Source organism: Allofournierella sp. (assembly GCF_048388525.1).
Classification (GTDB): Bacteria; Bacillota; Clostridia; order Oscillospirales; family Ruminococcaceae; genus BQOK01.
This window is the reverse complement of record NZ_DBGCTQ010000111.1, coordinates 1-19,374: the sequence shown is the minus strand read 5'-3', so window position 1 is coordinate 19,374 and position 19,374 is coordinate 1. Positions and strand designations below refer to the sequence as shown.

Here is a 19,374-nt window from a genome sequence, read left to right as displayed (position 1 = left end):
GCCACTCCCGCGCTCCCAATTAACATGATTTAGCAGCAATACCATTCTATCTTTAAAGCAATTGCTGGTCTTTTTTCCAACCTTTTAAAAAGCCCATCCCTTTTCCCATTCCTGCCAAAAACCAGGCCGCCCCGAAGGGCGGCCCAGCAACGGTTTTAATCTTTTGTGTCGTTTCTTTTACTCCCCGTAAAACACCTGTGCCAGCGGGGAATCCGGGGTCAAAAACAGCGTTTTGTTCCCGCCCGAAAGGCTGGTCTTCGCCGCGTCCAGGCTGCGCACAAAGGCGTAGAAGTCCGCCTTGCCCGGGTCGTTGTAGGCGTTCGCCAGGATCTTCATATACTCGGCCTCACCCTGGGCCACCAGCGTTTCCGCCTGGGCTCTGGCCTCGCTGAGCATGATCTCGATCTCCTTGTCGGTCTCGCTGCGGATCTTTTTCGCCTCGCTCTCGCCCTGGGCGGTGTAGCTGGCGGCAATGTTGCCCCGCTCGCTGATCATGCGCTGGTACACGGCCGCCTTGTTGTCGTCCGGCAGGTCCAGGTGCTTTGTTTCCACCGCGATCAGCTCAATGCCGTATTGGGCCAGGGTATCGCCCACGCCCGCCTTGATATCCGCCGCCAGCTCTCCGTCGCGGCCGCTGATCACGTCCGCCTGGGTGCGCGAACTGATGGTGTTCTTCATCGAGTTGTACACAATGGTGGAAAGCCGGGCCTCCGCGCTGCCCACCTGGCCGTTCAGGGTTTGGATGAACAGCTGGGGGTCGATGATACGCCACAGCACAAAGCTGTCGGCCACCATGGTCTTTTTGTCCTGAGTGATTACGTCCGACAGGGGCAGATCGTACAGCAGCACCGTATCCGGTACCTTGGTCACGGTCTGCACCAGGGGCATCCGCAGCGACACGCCCGGCGTGCTGCGCACGTCCATCACCTTGCCGAACTGGCGGATCACGCTGTACTCATTTTCATGGGTGATGACCATACTGTCCGCCACCAGCACCACCGCGGCCAAGGCTGCCACCGCAGCCAGCCATTTCACAAGCGTCTTTTTCATTCTGTTCTCCCTCCTTACCCTTGCGCCGCGTCCATATTGAACATGTTCAGGGTCTCCCCGTCTTCCGACTGGATGACCACCTTCATGCCGGGCAGCAGTTCTTCCATGGCCTCGTAATACATGCGCTGCTTGGTGATCAGCGGGTACTGCATATACTCGGCGTACATGGATTCAAACCGCGCCACCTGGCCGCTGGCCTCGTTGATGCGGGCCTGCCGTTCGCCCTCGGCCTGCTGCACGATCTGGTCGGCCTGGGCCTCGGCTGCGGGCAGCTGCTCCGAGCGGTACTTGTTGGCGTTGTTCACCGCGGTTTCCTTGCCCTGTTTTGCGGTTTCCACCTCTTTAAAGGCGGTCAGCACCTCCGCCGTGGGGGGTTCTGCGTCCTGGATGGTGATGTTCACCAGCTGCACGCCCACGTCCTCCGCTTCCATGCGGGCCATGATCTTTTCCTTGATCTCGCTCTGGATCTGGCTCTTCCCGGTGGTGATGATCTCGTCCACCGGGTACATGCCGATGGTGTCGCGGATGTAGCTCTGGGCCAGCGTTTTCAAGATCATTTCCGGCTGCTGGCTGGAATACAGAAATTTTACCGGGTCGGTCACGCGGTACTCCACAAAAAAGTCCACGTTCACGAAGTTGTAGTCTGAGGTGATCATCAGCGATTCGTCCGGGATGGACTCTGCCGTGCCCGGCACATAGCCGATGCCCAGCCCTTTGATGGTCATGTCCACCCGGCGTACCTGCTGGATGAACGGGATCTTAAAGTGCAGGCCCGGCGTCGTGACCGCCTGGGGGCTGCCCAGGGTGGTCACCACCGCATTTTCCTGCTCGTTGATGCTGTAGACCGAATTGAACCCCAGAACCGCCACTACCGCCACAGCGGCCACGATTGCAGCCGTCCGGCCCATGCGGGGCTTTTTGCCGCCGGCGGGCTTCATATCGGGCATTTTTGCGCCCGCAAAGGGGTTGAAATCCACTTTCATTCCGTTCTCTCCTTCTGTCGTTGTTCGCGGGCGGGGGCTGCCGCCCTGTTGTGTATGTTCTTGTACTCAAAGTAAACCCTACACCGGGTGGAACGTCAAGACCCCCGAGCGCCCTTTTTTTGCGTGCGGGGTCTTTTCTTTTGCACAAAACGCCCTCCCCCTGGGGGATGGTTTGCATTTTCATCCCAAACTCCTGATCCCTTTCGGGGCAAAACGCCCAAAATCAGCCTGCACTTTTTGGCTGTGTCCCCCCTGGCCGGATATGGTATACTGGATATAATCATATTTTCCGCGCGTGCCGCCGGCTCTGCGGCGTTCCCCGGCGGCCCTGCGCGGAACCGATGTTGGGAGGAATTGAATTGACCTACGAGATCGACGAGATCCGCAAGGTGCCCCTGGGCGGCCTTGCGCAGAAGATCCACATCCGGGGCGAAAAGCTGGCAAACCCTGTGCTGCTGTTTTTACACGGCGGCCCGGGCATCAGCAACCGGGACAGCGTGATCAACCGGGAAAAGGACCTGTGCGACGCGTTCACCATCGTGGCGTGGGACCAGCGGGGCACCGGCGGCTCTTACTGGGGCGCAAAGCGCGAGACCCTAAACAAGGACCAGGCCATCCAGGACGCGGCCGAGCTGGTGGAATATCTGTGCCGCGAGCTGGGAAAAGAAAAAATCTTCATCTGGGGCGGCAGCTGGGGCACCGAGCTGGGCACCTACCTGTGTTATCGCCACCCGCAGCACATCGCGGGTTATGTGGGCAGTGGGCAGCTGGTAAACGGCGCCTTGAACGAGGAGATCAGCTACGACTTTGCCATGGCCGAGGCGGAAAAAGCCGGGGACGCCGAGTCGGTGCGCATTTTAAAGGAGATCGGCCGCCCGGTAAACGGCTGTTACCGGCAGGTGTTCAAGGGCATGATGGCCCAGCGCCGCATCATGAAAAAATACGGCGGCCACTCCATGAAAAAGGGCACCTACTGGTCCGACACCGCCCTGCCGCTGCTCCGCAGCAAGGAGTTTTCTTTCACCGACAAGATCGGCCTGGCGCGGGGCTACAAAAAATGCCTGACCTACATGTGGCCCAGCACCATCCAGTGCGATTTTACCACCGAGTGCACCCGGTTCGAGATGCCCTTCTACATCTTCCAGGGCCGGCACGACAACAACACCCCCAGCGCCCTGGTGCAGAGCTATTTCGACTCCATCCAGGCGCCGGACAAGGATCTTATCTGGTTCGAGCATTCGGCCCACGGCCCCATGGCCGAGGAGCCGGAAAAATACAAAAAGCTGCTGCGCGAAAAGCTGCTGCAATGGGCGTAAGGGGGACCGCTGTATGAAAAAAGAACTCTCGAACGGCCGCATGTTCGGCCTGTGCCTGGGCGAATTTGCCCGAGCGGTGCTGGGCGGGCTGATCGTCACCTACACCCTCAAGTTTTTCAATGTGACCCCCGCCTCCGGCCTGCCGTTGCTGCTGCCCGCCGGCATGATGGGCCTTTTGCGGGGCGTGGGCGTCATCTTCGATGCCATCACCGACCCCTGGGTCGCCAGCATCAGCGACCGCAGCGCTTCGCCCAAGGGGCGGCGGCTGCCCTTTATGCGCTGGGCCGCCGTGCCCTACGCCATCACCTGCCTGCTCATCTTCTTCCCGCCAAAGGGCGATGTGAGCTGGGTCAACGTGGCCTGGGTCATCGCGATGCTGCTGGCCTACTACATGTCCTCCACCCTCTACTGCGTGCCCTACATGGCCCTGCAGCAGGAAATCGTGACCGACACGCGCCGCCGGGTGTTCTTTTACACCCTCAACTCCCTCATGTTCGTTCTGGGCAGCGCGGTGATCTACGCGCTGCCGGTCATGGTGGGGGGCTTCAAGGGCGCGGGCCTGGCCCCGGTGTGGGCCTGGCGCTGGGCGCTGGCGATCTTTGCGGTCATTGGCGCGGCCTGTGCCATCATCCCCTCGTTTTTGATCAACGAGCGGGACTATGTGGTGGGCAAGAGCTGCTACATGCCCCTTTTGCAGAGCCTCAAGACCACCCTCGCCTACAAAAACTTTGCGGTGATGACGGTGGGGTATCTCATCATGCAGGCGGGCTTTGCGTTTTTCAACGGCGCGCTGCTCTTTTACATCGACACCCTGCTGGGCCTGAACGAGAGCTTTGCCACCATCGTGCTGGCCATCAGCATCGTGGTGGGCATCTGCACTTACCCGCTGGTGAACGCCCTGGTGCGCCGCTTCGGCAAAAAGCCGCTGCTGCTGGCCGCCTGCGCCGCCTATGTGGCCATTTACCTGGGCATCTATTTCCACGCCCCGATCTCCCGGGCCATCAGCACCGCGCCTCTGGGCCCCGGCTTTCTGGCAAGCCTTGCGGGCGAGGGGGCCATGGTGGGCGACGTTGCGGCGGCCATCCTGATCGGGGTGTGCGTGGCCTTCCCCATCGCCTGCACCAACATCCTGCCGCCCTCCGCCTTTGCCGACATGGCTCAGTACGACCGCATCAAAACCGGCGAGGACCGGGCGGGCATGTTCGTGGCGGCCCGCCAGTTCGTCACCAAGCTCTCCCAGGCCGGGGTCACGGCCATCGTATCCTACACCATGTATCTCGGCTCCACCGACAGCTACCCCACCCACGGCGGGGTGCGCATGACCGCCCTGATCGCGGCGGTCTGCCTGGTGTTCGCGGTGATCGTATATGCCTTCTATAACGACAAAGAGGTCGTCAGCTTCATCGACGACTGGAACGAAAAACAAAAAGTCGCTGGATCCACGGGTAGGGCCAGGTAATTTTAATGCCGCAAACCGCCCCCCGTGCTCAAGTTCCCTTTCTCGGACATGACAATACTCCCTTTATGATGACAGCTTTTCTCTGTCTCTCATAAAGGGAGTATATCGTTCTGGAGGGGGGAACTTTTTATTTTTCCTGGTTTATTTCATCATAGCGTTTTCTAAGCGCCGCCGCAAACTCTGTGTTCAGCTGAGATTCTCTTCTGCACTTTTCCTCTTTGATCCGAAACTGTTTCTCCCTTTTGGGGAAATACGCCTCTTCGCGCTGGGCATAGCTTTGCCGTGCGGCCCGCTGCTCTTTCGTTAATTCCACATTCACAGCTTGCCTCGGCGGCAGCTGCGGCACCACCGGAAGTCTCTCTTCCACCGACTGGATGGTCAATGCCGGTGCGGTGGGAAGCAGCTGATACCAATAGGCTGTCGAGCTCCAATCATCTGCCAAATGGTTGGCGTGGCCGTGCTCGATCGTAACCTTGATGCTTTTTTCAAAGCGTACCGGGTCTGTAATGTGGAACCGGTACGACACCTGAAAATCGCCGGATTGGCTTTCGTGCACGATGGTTCCAAAAAAAGGAAACGCGTTGCGCTGCATCCCCCATGCGTGGTTAAAATAATCCTCCGTGCCGGTTCCGTTTAAGCTGGGGTATTCCTCACCATCAATGAAGAACATGTCGTTTCCTTCGCCCCACCAGCTGCCCTGAAAGTGCTTGACCGTGAGATTGCAGCCCACATAGTGTCCGGTCCCCTGGGTTTCCAGCACCACATAGTTGTTTTCACCCTTCAGGTTGCTTACCATGTTCACCTCGGGCGAATTCACTTGAATTTCAGGCCCCCATCCTTTGCAGGGGTTTTCCCGATGCCAGCTTGCGTGGAAATAAGCGGTCTCCGGGCCAAGCGGCTGGGGATACATCTCGTAATCAATGTTGAAGTAAAGGATAAACGGCACGTCGTTTTCATTCACGATCTCGATCTTCGCTCTTTTATTAAACGGCATGGGGAAATAGCACGATACCGAACAAGGCGCTCCATAGCGGCCAGCTTCCTCCGGCTTCAACGATACATTGAACGGCAGGGATGTAAAGTTGCCCGGCCAGCAGTTCCCGATGCAGAAAAAATCCCCCAGGGGCGCCAGCACGCTTGGCGTCTTCTGATCATCCCATGTGATCCTTATCAGCGCCTTGCGGTAATAGTAGGGGTCGTACTCGTCCCATATCACGCCCAGCGCCGGGTGGATCTCCATGACAGGCGCGGCCGTCGCCTGCAATTCAGGGTCCAAAATCGACGGTTTCTTCACTCTCCGGCAGGATGAGGTCATCCAGATATGATTGATACAGCCGGGACCTTCGATCTCGCCCAGTGTAATGGCTTCTCCCGCCGGGATCTCCCAATAATCCTGGTTCTGCCCCCGTTGGTCCCAACTTGCCAAACGCCCGTTTCTGGCCTTTGTGATATGGGTCAGGTCTTGAAATAATCCGGTCACCATAAATTACCTCCACATGGCAGTCTCCGGAAAACAGAGACGTGCGCGATCATTCTCTCTCCTGTACCGCCTGAATGGCTTCACAAGCCTGCTGCGGCGTGTAAATGCCGGACATTACGCCGTAAATCGCGTCGTACATTGCATTTTGCACCGCGCTGCTCACCACCAGGTCCGGCTGCCGGGGGCTGAATTCCCAGCCTTCTTCGCTCAAAGCGGCCAGCATCGCACGGTATGCGGCATTCTCCACCTCCACGTCAGGGTTGGTGACCAGCGGGTTTGTGCCGTAGCTCACACGGATCGCATCGGCTTCCTCACTAAGCCAGTAACTCAAAAAGCGGAACACCGCATTCTTTTTGTTTTCATCCTCACCCACTCCGGCACTCACGCGAATGTTGTTTGTAAAGGCCCCCATGCCCATCTGCTGCGGGCCCGCGCCATCCTCAAACACAGGTCCCCACCAGAAACCTCCGGCCTCTCCCAAATGTGCGTTGATCTCAGCCGAGTCCCACTGGCCGGAATCCAGCATGGCCGCTTTGCCATTGAAGAACGCATCTTTTCCCTGGAAGTAATCCTGTGTGGTAATATTTGCGGGAAACGCCCCTGCCACACGAAGCTTATCGATCATCTCAAAATAATGTACAAAATCTTCATTCGTCCAGGTTTCTTTCCCTGCGTTGATTTTTTCCACATGGTCAAAAAAGCCATACCGCACCCAAGCAGACAAAAACGCCCATACACTGTACGGTGTTTTCGCCCCATTCGAGATCGTTGTGACCCCCTTGCTGTTCAAGGTTTCCACCATAGCCATAAATTCTTCAAACGTGGTACCGTTCGTGGGGGGTTGCAGACCATTTTCCACAAATACGTCCTTGTTGATCCAGAATCCTGTTACCAGCTTTTGATACGGCAGTCCCAAAATCGGGCCGTTGTCGCTCAGCGCATGCAGCTTGTCCCCGATTGCCGCATTCACCTTTTTATCGTAGTCCAAAAATTCGCTCAGATCCATCAGATATCCCGCTTCAAACATTTCTTCGGAGGGCGCGGGGTTGTTCCAGAACACATCCGGCAGATTGCCCGCTTCCGCCGCCAGTTTCATCTGGGTGGTCTGTTCGTCCGCGTTGGAAGTGGCGATCACATCCACCATCACATCCGGGTTCGCCTTCATAAATCCCTGCAGGATTTGATAAACCTGCGGCTCCTGCTGTTCAATGTCCGCCACATGGATCCCAAACGTGATCACGGTCTTCTCATCAGCGGGCTGCGCAGATGCTCCACCGGGCACCGCGCTTTGGGGCTGCGGCCCCACAGCCGGGGCGCCCGCGCAGGCTGCCAGCATAAGCGCGGTCAAAAGCAAACTCATCGCCGATAGCAATTTCCTTTTCATAACAGATCCTCCTTATAATGTCCTTGTTGTGCACGACTGGTTATGCAACCCGTTGACATTTTATATGTTACTATCATTTTGCCCAGTTGTCAATCGCAAATTGCAGTTTTTTATGGGTTAATTTGCACAATATATCTCCCTACAATTTGTATATTTCTATTTTCTTCTCTTTCGAATGCCGCGTTGTTTTGCAAAAAAACCGGTATATTTTTACAATTGGTTGACATTTTTTTATTGTTGCAAGGCGCAAAAAACTCGTTTCCGGCGAAGGCGCATATGCGCTTGCCGGAAACGAGTTTTTGCAATCGTTGTTTATTATGTCGTTTCTCCCTTCAACAGCCGTACCGGAAGCTTGATGTGGGTACTGGGAGAAAAAAACTCCCTGTCGGAGATCATCTCCAGTAAGGTCTCCACTGCCGTGCGCGCTATTTTTTCAATCGGCTGCGCCACTGTCGTGAGAACTTTTTCCCCCATAAATGCTTCCGCAGTGCCGTCGTATCCCACGATCTTCAAGTCATCCGGAATGGAGATGCCTTGATCCACCGCAACCTTTTTTACGGCGCAGGCAACATGATCCACCGCAAACACCCCGTCGATCCAGGAGTTTTGCTGCAGGATCTGGCGGGAAAAAGCCAGATAGTCCTTAAAGTCAAAGGCATTCAACGGAAGCTCGGTCGTTTTGCACTCCACATCATGCTTTTTTAATATTTCCTCAAACACCTCATGGCGTCGGTTGGAAGGCGTGGACACCGCGCTGCAGCCCGCGATCTGGACCACCCGCCGGCATCCCTTCTCCAAAAGCTCCTGCGCCGCCAGCCGCCCGCCCTGTTCATGATCCGCCGATACAGTCGGCACGTTGCGTCCCAAATAGCGGTCCAACGCCACAATGGGCAAATTCACCTGGCTGTAAAAGTCCAGATCCAGCGTATGGCTGGCAACGATCACACCATCCACCTTGTTGCACTGAAGCATCTCAAAATATTCGCGTTCCCGGTTGTTGTTTTCTTCCGCATTGCACAGCAGCAGCCGGTACCCGCGTTTTTGCAGCGCGCATTCCACATACTTCACTTCCGCTGCAAAAAACGGGTGGCTGACATCCGGCACGATCAGCCCCACCAGCATCGTGCGCTGTTTGAACAAATTGATCGCCAGCTGGTTGGGGTAATAATTCAGCTCTTTCATGACCTGGCTTACCTTCGTGCGGGTCTTTTCGGAAATGCTTCCCCTGTTGTTCAACACACGGGACACAGTTGTCACCGATACGCCCGCACGCTCCGCCACATCTTTTATGTTCGGCGCCATACAACTCCCCCTTGTTGTTTTGATTTTATCATAAAATAAAACCGCATCGTTGTCAACACTATGTCAATTATCTTTTTGCATTTTTTGCTCCTTTTTCCAAGGTTTCCTTCATTTTCTCCGGTTTTTCTCCTTTAATATCGCAATTTTTTCGGCGTTTTGTACATATTTTTATTGTATTATTTGGGCCAAAACATTTAGCAACCGGTTGACAATTATTTTTTTGTGGTGTTATAATTTAGCTGAGAAAACCCACAGCGCGGTCAACCTCGGGGGGTGAATGTGCTTGTCCAAGCCAAATATCATTTTGGTCAACTGTGACGATTTGGGGTATGGCGATCTGGCTTGCTGCGGCTCTCGCCTGCATCGTACCCCTTATGCCGATCATCTGGCCGCAAACGGCATTCTGTGCACAGATTTTTATGCTGCGTCTCCTGTATGTTCTCCTTCCCGCGGCGCCTTGCTTACCGGGTGTTACCCACCCCGGATCGGGTTCGGTCAATTTGAAGGCAACTGCGTATTGATCCCCGGCCAGGGCTTGGGGCTTTCTCCAAATGAGATTACGATCGCCAGCCTGCTGAAACAAGCCGGCTATCACACCGGCATGGTGGGGAAATGGCACTGCGGCGATCAGCCTGAGTTTTTGCCCTCTCGCCATGGCTTTGATTTTTATTACGGTTTGCCGTATTCCAACGATATGGGGCGCCAGCGGGGCGACGGGCGGCTGGCCGTTCCTCTGCCCCTGTTGCAAAACGAAACCGTGATCCAGCAGCAGCCGGACCAAACGCTGCTCACCCAAAGGTATGTGGAGCAATGCCTCTCTTTTATGCGGGCCAATCGCGGCGCCCCATTCTTTTTATACTTTGCTCACATGCACCCGCACGTGCCTCTGTATGCGCCAAAAGCATTTCTATCGCATTCCCGCAACGGGGCTTATGGCGCCTGTGTGGAAGAGATCGACTGGGCCCTGGGCGAGCTGCTGCATGAACTGCACCGCCTGGGCCTGGAAAAGAACACCCTGATCATCTTCACCTCTGACAACGGATCCCGCTGCGACCACGGGCCTTCAAACGGAGCGCTGCGCGGCGCAAAAGGAAGCACCTGGGAGGGCGGCCAGCGTGTACCGTGCCTTTTGTACTGGCCAGGGCACATTTCGCCGGGTCGGTACAGCGGCATTTGCAGCAATCTCGATTTTTATTCCAGTCTGGCGCACCTGGCAGGCGTCCGGCCGCCGCCCGGCCGCCGTATCGACAGTCTGGATCTTTCCGATCTGCTGAACGGCGATACTTCTGTTCCGGGGCGGGATACCTTTTTCTACTACTGGCAAAACGGCCTGGAAGCTGTGCGGCAAAAGGAATGGAAGCTGCATTGCGCAAAAAACGGCTCGCCTTTTTATGCACTTTACAATTTGCGCTCTGACCCCTCAGAAACCACCGATCTGCTTCAAAAGCACCCCCATGTCGCCGCTGGTCTTTTTGCTCTTTTGGAGGAATGCCGCCTGGATCTGGGCGATTCCATCTCGGGCACGGCCGGGCACGGCACCCGGCCGGCCGGTCGCGTTGCGTCTCCCCGCCCCCTAACCCATTATGACCCGTCCCACCCTTACGTGATCGCGTGTTACGACAGCGATGATCGGGGCTGACCACCTCTCATTTTTCTCAAAAACAAAGGAGGCTTTTTATGCATTGGCTCAGCAAAAAGCGCAATTTGGCGCTCATGATGTTTCCCACCCTGCTCCTTTACACCATCTACATCGTAACCGCCATGTTCATTGCCATTTTTTATAGCTTTACAAAATATTCCGGCATCGGAAAACCCAAATTTTTAGGGTTTACCAACTACATCCGCGTTTTTAACGATCGTTTTTTCTGGATCTCTCTTTTCAACACCGCGATCATTTTGGTGCTCGCCCTGCTCTCCCTCACCACTCTCGGTTTCTTATTGGCAAATCTTTTTCGGGTAAAGCGCCGTGCCAACAATGCCTGCAAAGCAATGGTTTTTTCACCGGCTATCATCTCCCCCATCATTGTCGGCATCCTGTGGCTTTATATTTTAGACCCCGAGATCGGCGCTCTCAACGCCCTGCTGCAAAGGCTCGGTTTGGAAGGTTGGATACAGCTTTGGATCGGGGGCACCGTCCTCTCCCCCTATATGTATGCCGTCATTTTTTTCTGGCGCCAACTGGGCTACATTACCACGATCTTTGTGGCCGGCCTCAATATGATCCCCATTGAAGTTTATGAGTCCGCAGAGATCGACGGCGCGTCCGGCTGGGCGCGTATGCTTCACATTACGATCCCCATGATGAAAAGCACCTTTACCATCGTGATCCTTCTTGTGATCACAGGTGTGTTTAAAATTTTTGAATTCGTGGTCCAGCTCACCAACGGCGGCCCCAACCACCTATCGGAGGTATTGGTCACCTATTCTTACAACATTGCTTTCAGCAGCGGTGAATACGGCTACGGCATGGCGCTTGCCACGGTCACTTTTGCCATCACACTGATCCTTTCCGTCCTGTATACCAAGGCCACGAACCAAAAGGAGGATGCGGCATGACAAACTCAGCCGGAGGTCGTTTATCCCGGTTTTTTTCCAACCTCGTCGTTTATCTTGTAACCTTGCTCATGATCGTCCCCTTGATCTGGACCCTTCTGATGAGCTTCAAAACCAACAGCGAGATCTTCGAATCGCCCCTTTCCCTGCCTTCCTCTTTTTCTTTTGAAAATTACACCCGCGCTCTGGAAACTTTAAACATTCCTAAAATGTATCTGAACACCATTTTTGTTGCCGTTATGGCCGTAGGCATTGCTTTGATCGTCTCCTTTATGAGTTCTTACGCCTTAAGCCGCATGGTATTCAAAAATCGTCTCCTGCAGAAAAGTCTCAATCAATATCTGTTGATGGGGCTTATGATCTCTCCTTTCATCCTGCTGTTTCCCGTCTATCGGCTGGCCGTCTGGTTTAAGCTTTACAATACGTTTTGGGCGCTGATCCTTCCATACATCGCTACCCAATTGTCCTTTAACACCTTACTGCTCGTAAACTTTTTCAAAGGGATTCCCGGGGAGATCGAGGAAGCATGTCTGATCGACGGCTGCACGCTGTTTCAGCTCTGCACCCGGATCATTGCCCCTATGGCAAAACCGGTCCTGTTCACCGTGCTCGTATTTAATGTATTGTATATCTGGAACGAGTACCCCATCGCATCCGTACTGCTTCAAAGGGCGGAAATGTATACGCTTTCCATGGGCGCTTCCATGTTTAAAGGCGCTTACAGTGTAGACAACGCCGGCATTGTTGCCGCCAGTATGCTGATCATTGTCCCGCAGCTCGTTTTCTTTGGCTTTTTTCAACGATATATTGTAGACGGCATGACTGCCGGCGCCGTCAAAGGCTAGACCACCTGTAAAAGGAGTATTTTTTATGACCCATCAAGACCGGATAAAACAGGCACAGGCATCTGTAAATAAAATGACCGCTTCTATGAACGGGCGTTTTCGTCAGAAGTACCACTTTATGGCTCCCGCTTACTGGATCAACGATCCCAACGGATGTATGTATCACAACGGGCAATATCATCTGTATTATCAGCATCATCCTTATTCCGCCCAATGGGGCTGCGCTCATTGGGGGCACGCGGCCAGCAGGGATCTGGTGCATTGGGAGCATCTTCCCATTGCCTTGGCCCCCAGCGAGCCCTACGACGATCACCCGCAAGGGGGCGTCTTTTCCGGTTCTACCCTGTACAAAGGAAATACAGTGTACGCCTTTTATACCGGCACCGCCAACCACGGTCAGGGCTTTGTGCAAACGCAATGTATGGCCGAAAGCCATGACGGCGGCCTGACCTTTTCCAAAAGTCCAAACAACCCGCTGATCTCATTGCCGCCTGCCGGATTTTCCTCTGATTTTCGCGACCCCCGTATCCTGGAGCATGACGGGCGCTATTATATGGTGCTGGGTTCTTCCCTGGGGGCAGGCGCTTGGCAGGGGGGCGACGCCTGCGCCTTGCTTTATCGTTCCGACGACCTTATCCATTGGACCTATCAGGGCGTATTCGCCCGTTCAAACGGCGAATACGGGACCATGTGGGAATGCTTGGACCTTTTTGAGCTGGACGGGAAATGGGTCATGACCTTTTCGCCCATGTTCAGCGGCCAGCGAAAGGCTGTATATTGGGTGGGCGAGATGGATTTCACAACGCCCCGCTTTATAAAGCAAACAGAGGGAGAGCTGGACTGGGGCATGGAGTGGTACGCTCCGCAAACGCTGCGCGATGCTCTGGGCAACACCTTCCAATTTGCCTGGCAGAACGCTTGGGATTGGATGCCCTGGTGGAGAGACTTCGGCCCCACCGGTCCGCAGGAGAACTGGTGCGGCTGTATGGCTTTGCCCCGGAAACTTTCGCTGGACGCCCAGCACCGGATCGTCAGTGAACCCGCGCCCGCTCTGCGCCAGCTGCGAAGCCACCCCTTGACCTTTTCTGCTCCCCGCCTGGGAAACAGCAAACAGGAGATCCCGGCGTTCGACCCCATCTCGTTTGAATTGAAGCTTACCGTCGACCTGACCCGCACCACCGCCAAAACACTGCGGCTGGCGCTCCGGGCAGACCAGTCCCGGCAGACCCTTGTGGTGTTGGACCTTGCCAACCAGCTGCTGACCTTTGACCGCACCCATTCCGACGAATACAGCCAGGGTCAAAAAAGCTGCCGCCTTTTGCTGCAGGGGTCCGCCTGCGTGCTGCATCTGTTCTCCGACGTGTGCTCCATAGAACTGTTCACAGACAATGGTCTTACCTGTATGAGCGATCTTATATACCCCACACAGCCCCGGCAAACAATTTACTTGTGGGCCGATCAGGGCGAGGCCTGTGTGAAGGCCGAGACCTGGAAGATGGAGGGAATATGGTGAACAAACAAACATCGCATCCCAATATTATTTTATGGATGGTGGATCAGCTTTCGGCCAAATGGCTGGAGCTGGCCCTAAAAAACAGCATTTGCCCCCTGCCCAATTTCCGGCGGCTGCAGCAAGAGGGGGTACGGTTTTGCAATGCCATTACCAGCAATCCGGTTTGCTGCCCTGCCCGCTCCACCATTGCAACGGGGCTCACCTCGCGCGGTCACGGGGTCCTGGAAAATGGTTATGGTCTGTCCTCTGCATTGCCCACCTTTATGAAACAGCTGCAAAAAGCGGGATACAAGACCTCAGCTTTCGGCAAGCTTCACTTTGTTCCCCATGCTGCCGGTTTTGATGTGGACTATCACGCCTATGGGTTTGATGTGACACACATCACCGAAGACAGCCGCGGCGGCGAATGGCTGGACTGGGTAAAGCAGACCCACCCGGAATATTACGAGGCCGCCCTCTGCACGATCTGGGCCGATTATCTTCCCGCCTTCCAGAGCTATGGCCCCGATCAGCAGGACCTGGGCGCCCGCATCCGCGCCCTCCAAAAAGATTGGGACCTCTGCCGAAGCGAGCACCCCGAAAATTCCTTCCGCGCCTATACGCTGCCCTTTCCAAAAGAGGTGTCTCAAACCGAGTGGATCACAGAACACGCTCTCGCCTTTTTAGAGCAGCAGGATGTTCAGCAGCCGTTTTTTGCGCAGATCAGCTATGTGCAGCCGCACAATCCGTACTGCGCGCCCGCAGAATATCTGGCGCTGGTAGACGAAACTCAGATCCCCCCGCCCGTTGCGGCCGAATGGCATGTTGACCCCCATGCGCCCGCTTATTTTAAACGCCAGCAGGAATTCCACCTTCCCAACGATGCGTATGGCCGAAAATGCTATTTCGCCGATTTGATCCACCTGGATGAACAGCTGGGGAAACTGCGCGGCTTTTTGCAAAAAGCGAAGCTTGACCAAAACACCTATCTCTTATTTACTTCCGATCACGGAGACTTGTTGGGTGACCACGGTTTTTATTTTAAGGAAGAACGCCACTACGATGCCTGCATCCGTGTTCCGCTGGTCTTGTGCGGCCCTGGCTTCACTCCCGGGGTCGTCTGTGATGAGCTGGCGCAACTGGAAGATATCTGCCCCACGATCCTGGATTTGGCAGGCGCGCACCCTGAACCGCTCCCCTCTTTCGGCCCTTATCTGAAGCTGGACCCGGCCGATGCCCGGTGCACACATGGAGCCTCGTTGGTCCCCCTGTGCCAAGGCGCCCCCCTGTCTTTGCGGCAGGCCGCTTACGTGGAAAGCTACAATGCCATCTGGTCCTTCGAATATACCGACTGGGCCCGCACCATTCGCACAAAACGCTATCGCTACACCTACTACGCCGGAAACTCCGGCGAGCAGCTGTTCGATCTGGCGTGTGACCCCGATGAGCAGCACAATTTAGCCCAGGACCCGAGCTTTCAGCATATCAAGCAGCGGCTCAAGGACGAATTGCTGGAGCAGCTCATTCGGCAGGACTGGCCCAAAACCCCGCGGGACCTTTATTTCCTGGGAATGCACTGATCACAGAAAGGAGCAAATATGTTTGATATCATCACCTTGGGAGAGGTGCTGATCGACTTCACTTCTCTGCCCGGCGCCGCACAAAACCTTCAATTTGAAGCAAACCCGGGCGGGGCCCCTTGCAACGTTGCCGTATATCTTGCCAAGCAAGGCCGAAAAGCCGCTTTTTTGGGCAAGGTGGGAAAGGATGCCTTTGGATCATTTTTATCCCAAACTCTTGCAGAATACGGTGTCTCCCTTTGCGGCATTGCGCCGGACGAGCGCCATCCCACCACCTTGGCCTTTGTCCATCTGGACAGCTCGGGCGAACGCAGCTTCAGCTTTTATCGCACGCATTGCGCAGATACCAGGCTGACTGCCGAAGATCTGCCGGAAGATTTATTGCGTACCTGCCGGATCTTTCACTGCGGAACACTTTCCCTGACAGCCCAGCCTTCCCGCAGCGCAACACTAAAAGCATTGGACCTGTGCAAAAAGGCGCATGTCACAATTTCCGTAGACCCCAATCTTCGGCTCTCTCTGTGGCCGAACGCTGCCGCTGCCCGAAAAGCAATGTGGGAGGTCTTGAAATATGCCGACATCATCAAAATGTCGGATTACGAAGTGGAATTTCTTTTCGGCAAGGGCACTTCTCCCCAGGAGGGGGCACGGCGGCTGCTCCGGCAGGTAAGCGCTGCGGCAATATTTATTACCTGCGGTCTAAACGGCGCTTTTCTTTTTACCCGGCAGCTTTCCTGTTGGCATCCTTGTTACCAGGATGTCCCCACCATTGACACAACAGGGGCCGGCGATGCATTTATTGCCGCCTGCCTGGATGTGATTTTGTCGCAGGGGTTGCCCGCATGCGGCACAGACGCTTTGTTCTTAATGCAGCGCGCCAGTGCTGTCGCAGCCCTTGTTACCACCCAAAAAGGCGGCTTGCGTTCCATGCCGTTTGCTCACCAGGCCGATGCTTTGATCCAAAAAAATCCTCATGTGAAATTCCGCCCAACATTGGATGCCCTTTAAATCCTGTCGCGGCCAAGCTCAAAAGGCAGCCGCGGCTCAAAAAGCCGAAAAACAGGGCGTCGTTGAAAAACAGCCAAAAATGAAAAAATGAGGCGGGCGTCCCCTTTGGGGAAACCCGCCTCATTTTTTCTTATGGGCCAAAATTGCCATGAACGAACTATAGCCAAACCTGCACAGCGGAAAGCTTGCCTTTTTCTGAACAGTCAGTCCGATCCGGTCAACTCAGAACGGGCCCTTTGTTTTTAAGGCTCAAAACCCGCCGGCCGTGCGGGGGAAAGGGATCACGTCCCGGATGTTGGGGATGCCGGTGAGATACATGATCAGCCGCTCAAAGCCCAGGCCGTAACCCGCGTGCTTTGCGCTTCCGAAGCGGCGCAGGTCCAGGTACCACTCGTAATCGGCCTCGCCCAGGCCCAGCTCGGCCATGCGGGCTTTCAGCACCTCCAGGCGCTCCTCGCGCTGGCTGCCCCCGATCAGCTCGCCCACACCGGGCACCAGCATGTCGGCGGCGGCCACGGTCTTTCCGTCCTCGTTCTGGCGCATATAAAAGCTCTTGATCTCCTTGGGGTAGTCGGTCACGAACACCGGCTTTTGGTAGATCTGCTCGGTCAAAAAGCGCTCGTGCTCGGTCTGCAGGTCGGTGCCCCACGCCACCTTGTACTGAAAGGCGTCGTTGTGCTGTTCCAGCAGCTTCACCGCCTCGGTGTAGCTCAGCCGCACAAATTCGGCGTTCACCAGGGCGTTCAGCCGCTCCAGCAGGCCCTTGTCGAAGAACTGGTTAAAGAAAGCCATCTCGTCCGGGCACTGCTCCAGCACATACCCAATCACATATTTCACCATGGCCTCGGCGTTGTCCATATAATCGGCAAGATCCGCAAAGGCCATCTCGGGCTCGATCATCCAAAACTCGGCGGCGTGCCGCGGCGTGTTGGAATTTTCGGCCCGGAAGGTGGGCCCAAAGGTGTACACCTTGCCAAAGGCCATGGCCATGGCCTCGCCCTCCAGCTGGCCCGACACAGTCAGGTTGGTGGCCCGGCCAAAAAAGTCCTGGCCAAAGTCCACCCGGCCGTCCTCGGTGCGGGGCGGGTCGCTCGGGTCCAGGGTGGTCACCCGGAACATCTCGCCCGCCCCCTCGCAGTCCGACCCGGTGATCAGCGGGGTGTGCACATACACAAAGCCCTCCTGCTGGAAGAACCTGTGAATGGCATAGGCCGCCGCGCTGCGCACCCGGAACGCCGCCGCAAAGGTGTTGGTGCGGGGGCGCAGGTGGGGCATGGTGCGCAGAAACTCCACGCTGTGGCGCTTTTTCTGCAGCGGGTACTCCGCCGGGCACACGTCCAGCAGCTCCACGCTGTCGGCGTTTATTTCCAGCGGCTGCTTTGCGCCCGGGGTCAGCACCACCCGGCCCCGCACCCGCACGCTGGTGCCCACACCGGCCTTGGCTACCTCTTTATAATTTTCCAGCTTTGCCGCCTCAAACACCACCTGCAGGTTTTTAAAGCAGCTGCCGTCGCTCAGCTCCAAAAAGCCGATGTTCTTGGAATCCCTCACTGTTCTGGCCCAGCCGCACACGGTCACCTGGGCGCCGTCCGCCGGGGGTGCGGCAAACAGCTTTTTCACTTCGATGCGCTCCATGCTCTGTTTTCTCCTTTCCTGCCCTAAAAGGGCCAAACAAAAAATCCGGCAGCCTGGTCCGTCCTAAACCTTTAGGACGGATCGCTGCCGGATCCGCGGTGCCACCTAAATTGCCGCGCGCTGCGCGCGGCCCCTTTTCCCGCTCAAACGCCAAGCGGTGCGGCTGTAACGCGCCGCGCGCGGCCCACCCTACCGGCGCCCCTGCGGGCGTGTTCGGGCGGCGGCTCCAAAGTGTTCCTTCCGCCGGGCACCGGGCGGGGCTCTCACCGGCCCCCGCTCGCTTTGCCGCTGCTGTTCGGCGTACTGCTCTTTTTCACAGCCTTTATAAAATTTACTATACCTCATCCAAAGCCCGCTTGTCAAGCCGGTTTCGGGGTGCTCGCCCGTTTTCACGCGTGGGTGGGATATTTTTGTACACCTGTTTGCAGGCAAGGCCACGCGGCCGGCGGGGCCCCATCGCAGATGGGGAACGGCCGTGTTGCAAGGGCGGCATTCCCGGAGAGCCCAAAGCTAAGCTCCTGCTGCTCCACCGCATGCCTACGCCCCCTCGGTGAACAGTCCCGCCAGGGCCCTGCCCACCAATTCGCCGGAATACTGGGCCTCGGCCAGGGTGTTGCCGTGGCTGCCCATCTCGATCAGCAGGCTGCCGGTGGTCAGGTCCTGGTTGTAATACCGGTAATCAAACAGCACCGGCCGGGTCAGGCCGGGGTAGCGGCTCTCCATGGCGTTCTCCCAGGCGGCAGCAAAGCCCAGGTTTTTTTTAAAGTTCGGCAGGTTGCCGTTTTTGTCCGCCCCGCAGATGATCATCACCTGCGCCGCCTGCCGGCCCTCCACCTCCGCCACCGCCTTCACCCGTTTTCCGTCGTGTTCAATGGCGTCCCGGTGCACGTCCAGCACCACCTTGATGCTGGGGTATTTCTCAAGGTATCCCCGCACCGTGGCGTTCGAGCGCTCGTAGCTGCCGTTGTAGCTGGGGTAGTCGTGCAGGGTGGTGTCCTGCAGGGTCACAATGCCCGCGGCGTTCAGCTGTTCGGCGATCTTTGCCCCCACCGCCGCCATGTTCAGCGCCGTGTCGGTGCGGCGGGCGGTGTACTCCGGGTCATACCAGCCGTTGTCCTCCAGCTCATAGCTCTCGGTGGCATGGGTGTGCATGATCAGCACCTGGGGCTCATCGCTGCCCTGCTCTATGGCAAAGGGCAGCCCCGCCCCAGCGGCCCCGGCCACCTCTTCGGCCGAAAGGCCGGTGCAGTTTTTAATGGTGCCTGCCCCGCAGGGCACATACACTCC

At 56.4% G+C, this 19,374-nt stretch carries 15 protein-coding genes; 8 read left to right on the top strand and 7 right to left on the bottom strand.

The window, feature by feature from the left end; translation table 11 throughout:
- Positions 1 to 177: 177 nt before the first annotated feature.
- Both hflC and hflK read right to left on the bottom strand, forming a co-directional pair.
- On the bottom strand, positions 178 to 1,050 hold the full coding sequence (hflC, locus tag ACMLHZ_RS13510) for a protease modulator HflC (RefSeq protein WP_418668200.1): 873 nt from the start codon (positions 1,048 to 1,050) through the stop codon (positions 178 to 180).
- 14 nt (positions 1,051 to 1,064) lie between these two features.
- Positions 1,065 to 2,033 carry an FtsH protease activity modulator HflK gene (gene hflK, locus ACMLHZ_RS13505; protein WP_418668199.1) on the bottom strand — a complete coding sequence of 323 codons (969 nt, stop codon included), beginning with the start codon at positions 2,031 to 2,033 and terminating at the stop codon, positions 1,065 to 1,067.
- Positions 2,034 to 2,392: 359 nt separating this feature from the next.
- Between hflK and ACMLHZ_RS13500 the strand changes: the two genes are divergently transcribed.
- Both ACMLHZ_RS13500 and ACMLHZ_RS13495 read left to right on the top strand, forming a co-directional pair.
- A complete protein-coding gene (locus ACMLHZ_RS13500; RefSeq protein WP_418668198.1) occupies positions 2,393 to 3,349 on the top strand; it encodes an alpha/beta fold hydrolase in 957 nt (318 codons plus the stop codon).
- A 13-nt stretch (positions 3,350 to 3,362) separates the two neighbouring features.
- Positions 3,363 to 4,808, top strand: coding sequence for an MFS transporter (locus tag ACMLHZ_RS13495; protein ID WP_418668197.1), 1,446 nt, complete (start codon positions 3,363 to 3,365; stop codon positions 4,806 to 4,808).
- A gap of 127 nt (positions 4,809 to 4,935) precedes the next feature.
- Here ACMLHZ_RS13495 and ACMLHZ_RS13490 read toward each other — a convergent pair whose 3' ends face one another.
- The 3 genes from ACMLHZ_RS13490 to ACMLHZ_RS13480 all read right to left on the bottom strand — a co-directional run bounded on the left by ACMLHZ_RS13490 (position 4,936) and on the right by ACMLHZ_RS13480 (position 8,974).
- Positions 4,936 to 6,291, bottom strand: coding sequence for a glycoside hydrolase family 172 protein (locus ACMLHZ_RS13490; protein ID WP_418668196.1), 1,356 nt, complete (start codon positions 6,289 to 6,291; stop codon positions 4,936 to 4,938).
- Positions 6,292 to 6,337: 46 nt separating this feature from the next.
- Positions 6,338 to 7,672 carry an ABC transporter substrate-binding protein gene (locus ACMLHZ_RS13485; protein WP_418668195.1) on the bottom strand — a complete coding sequence of 445 codons (1,335 nt, stop codon included), beginning with the start codon at positions 7,670 to 7,672 and terminating at the stop codon, positions 6,338 to 6,340.
- 315 nt (positions 7,673 to 7,987) lie between these two features.
- Entirely contained in the window at positions 7,988 to 8,974 is a 987-nt protein-coding gene (locus ACMLHZ_RS13480) for a LacI family DNA-binding transcriptional regulator (RefSeq protein ID WP_418668194.1), read from the bottom strand.
- Positions 8,975 to 9,257: 283 nt separating this feature from the next.
- Between ACMLHZ_RS13480 and ACMLHZ_RS13475 the strand changes: the two genes are divergently transcribed.
- Genes ACMLHZ_RS13475 through ACMLHZ_RS13450 form a run of 6 tightly spaced genes read left to right on the top strand, consistent with a single transcriptional unit; the run spans position 9,258 to position 16,452 of the window.
- Positions 9,258 to 10,613, top strand: coding sequence for a sulfatase (locus ACMLHZ_RS13475; RefSeq protein ID WP_418668193.1), 1,356 nt, complete (start codon positions 9,258 to 9,260; stop codon positions 10,611 to 10,613).
- 38 nt (positions 10,614 to 10,651) lie between these two features.
- Complete coding sequence (locus ACMLHZ_RS13470) at positions 10,652 to 11,530, top strand: carbohydrate ABC transporter permease (protein ID WP_418668192.1); 879 nt, start codon at positions 10,652 to 10,654, stop codon at positions 11,528 to 11,530.
- Positions 11,527 to 12,372: a carbohydrate ABC transporter permease gene (locus ACMLHZ_RS13465; RefSeq protein ID WP_418668191.1), complete on the top strand. Its 846-nt coding sequence runs from the start codon at positions 11,527 to 11,529 to the stop codon at positions 12,370 to 12,372. Before ACMLHZ_RS13470 ends, ACMLHZ_RS13465 begins: the two co-directional genes overlap by 4 nt.
- Positions 12,373 to 12,397: 25 nt before the next feature.
- Entirely contained in the window at positions 12,398 to 13,885 is a 1,488-nt protein-coding gene (locus tag ACMLHZ_RS13460; protein ID WP_418668190.1) for a glycoside hydrolase family 32 protein, read from the top strand.
- Positions 13,882 to 15,444: a sulfatase gene (locus tag ACMLHZ_RS13455; RefSeq protein WP_418668189.1), complete on the top strand. Its 1,563-nt coding sequence runs from the start codon at positions 13,882 to 13,884 to the stop codon at positions 15,442 to 15,444. Before ACMLHZ_RS13460 ends, ACMLHZ_RS13455 begins: the two co-directional genes overlap by 4 nt.
- Positions 15,445 to 15,462: 18 nt before the next feature.
- Complete coding sequence (locus tag ACMLHZ_RS13450) at positions 15,463 to 16,452, top strand: carbohydrate kinase family protein (RefSeq protein WP_418668188.1); 990 nt, start codon at positions 15,463 to 15,465, stop codon at positions 16,450 to 16,452.
- A 249-nt stretch (positions 16,453 to 16,701) separates the two neighbouring features.
- On the opposite strand, the gene asnS is transcribed toward ACMLHZ_RS13450, so the two are convergent.
- On the bottom strand, positions 16,702 to 18,087 hold the full coding sequence (gene asnS, locus ACMLHZ_RS13445) for an asparagine--tRNA ligase (RefSeq protein WP_418668187.1): 1,386 nt from the start codon (positions 18,085 to 18,087) through the stop codon (positions 16,702 to 16,704).
- Positions 18,088 to 18,624: 537 nt separating this feature from the next.
- Positions 18,625 to 19,374: stage II sporulation protein P (gene spoIIP / locus ACMLHZ_RS13440; RefSeq protein ID WP_418668186.1), on the bottom strand; the 750-nt coding region annotated here is incomplete at its 5' end.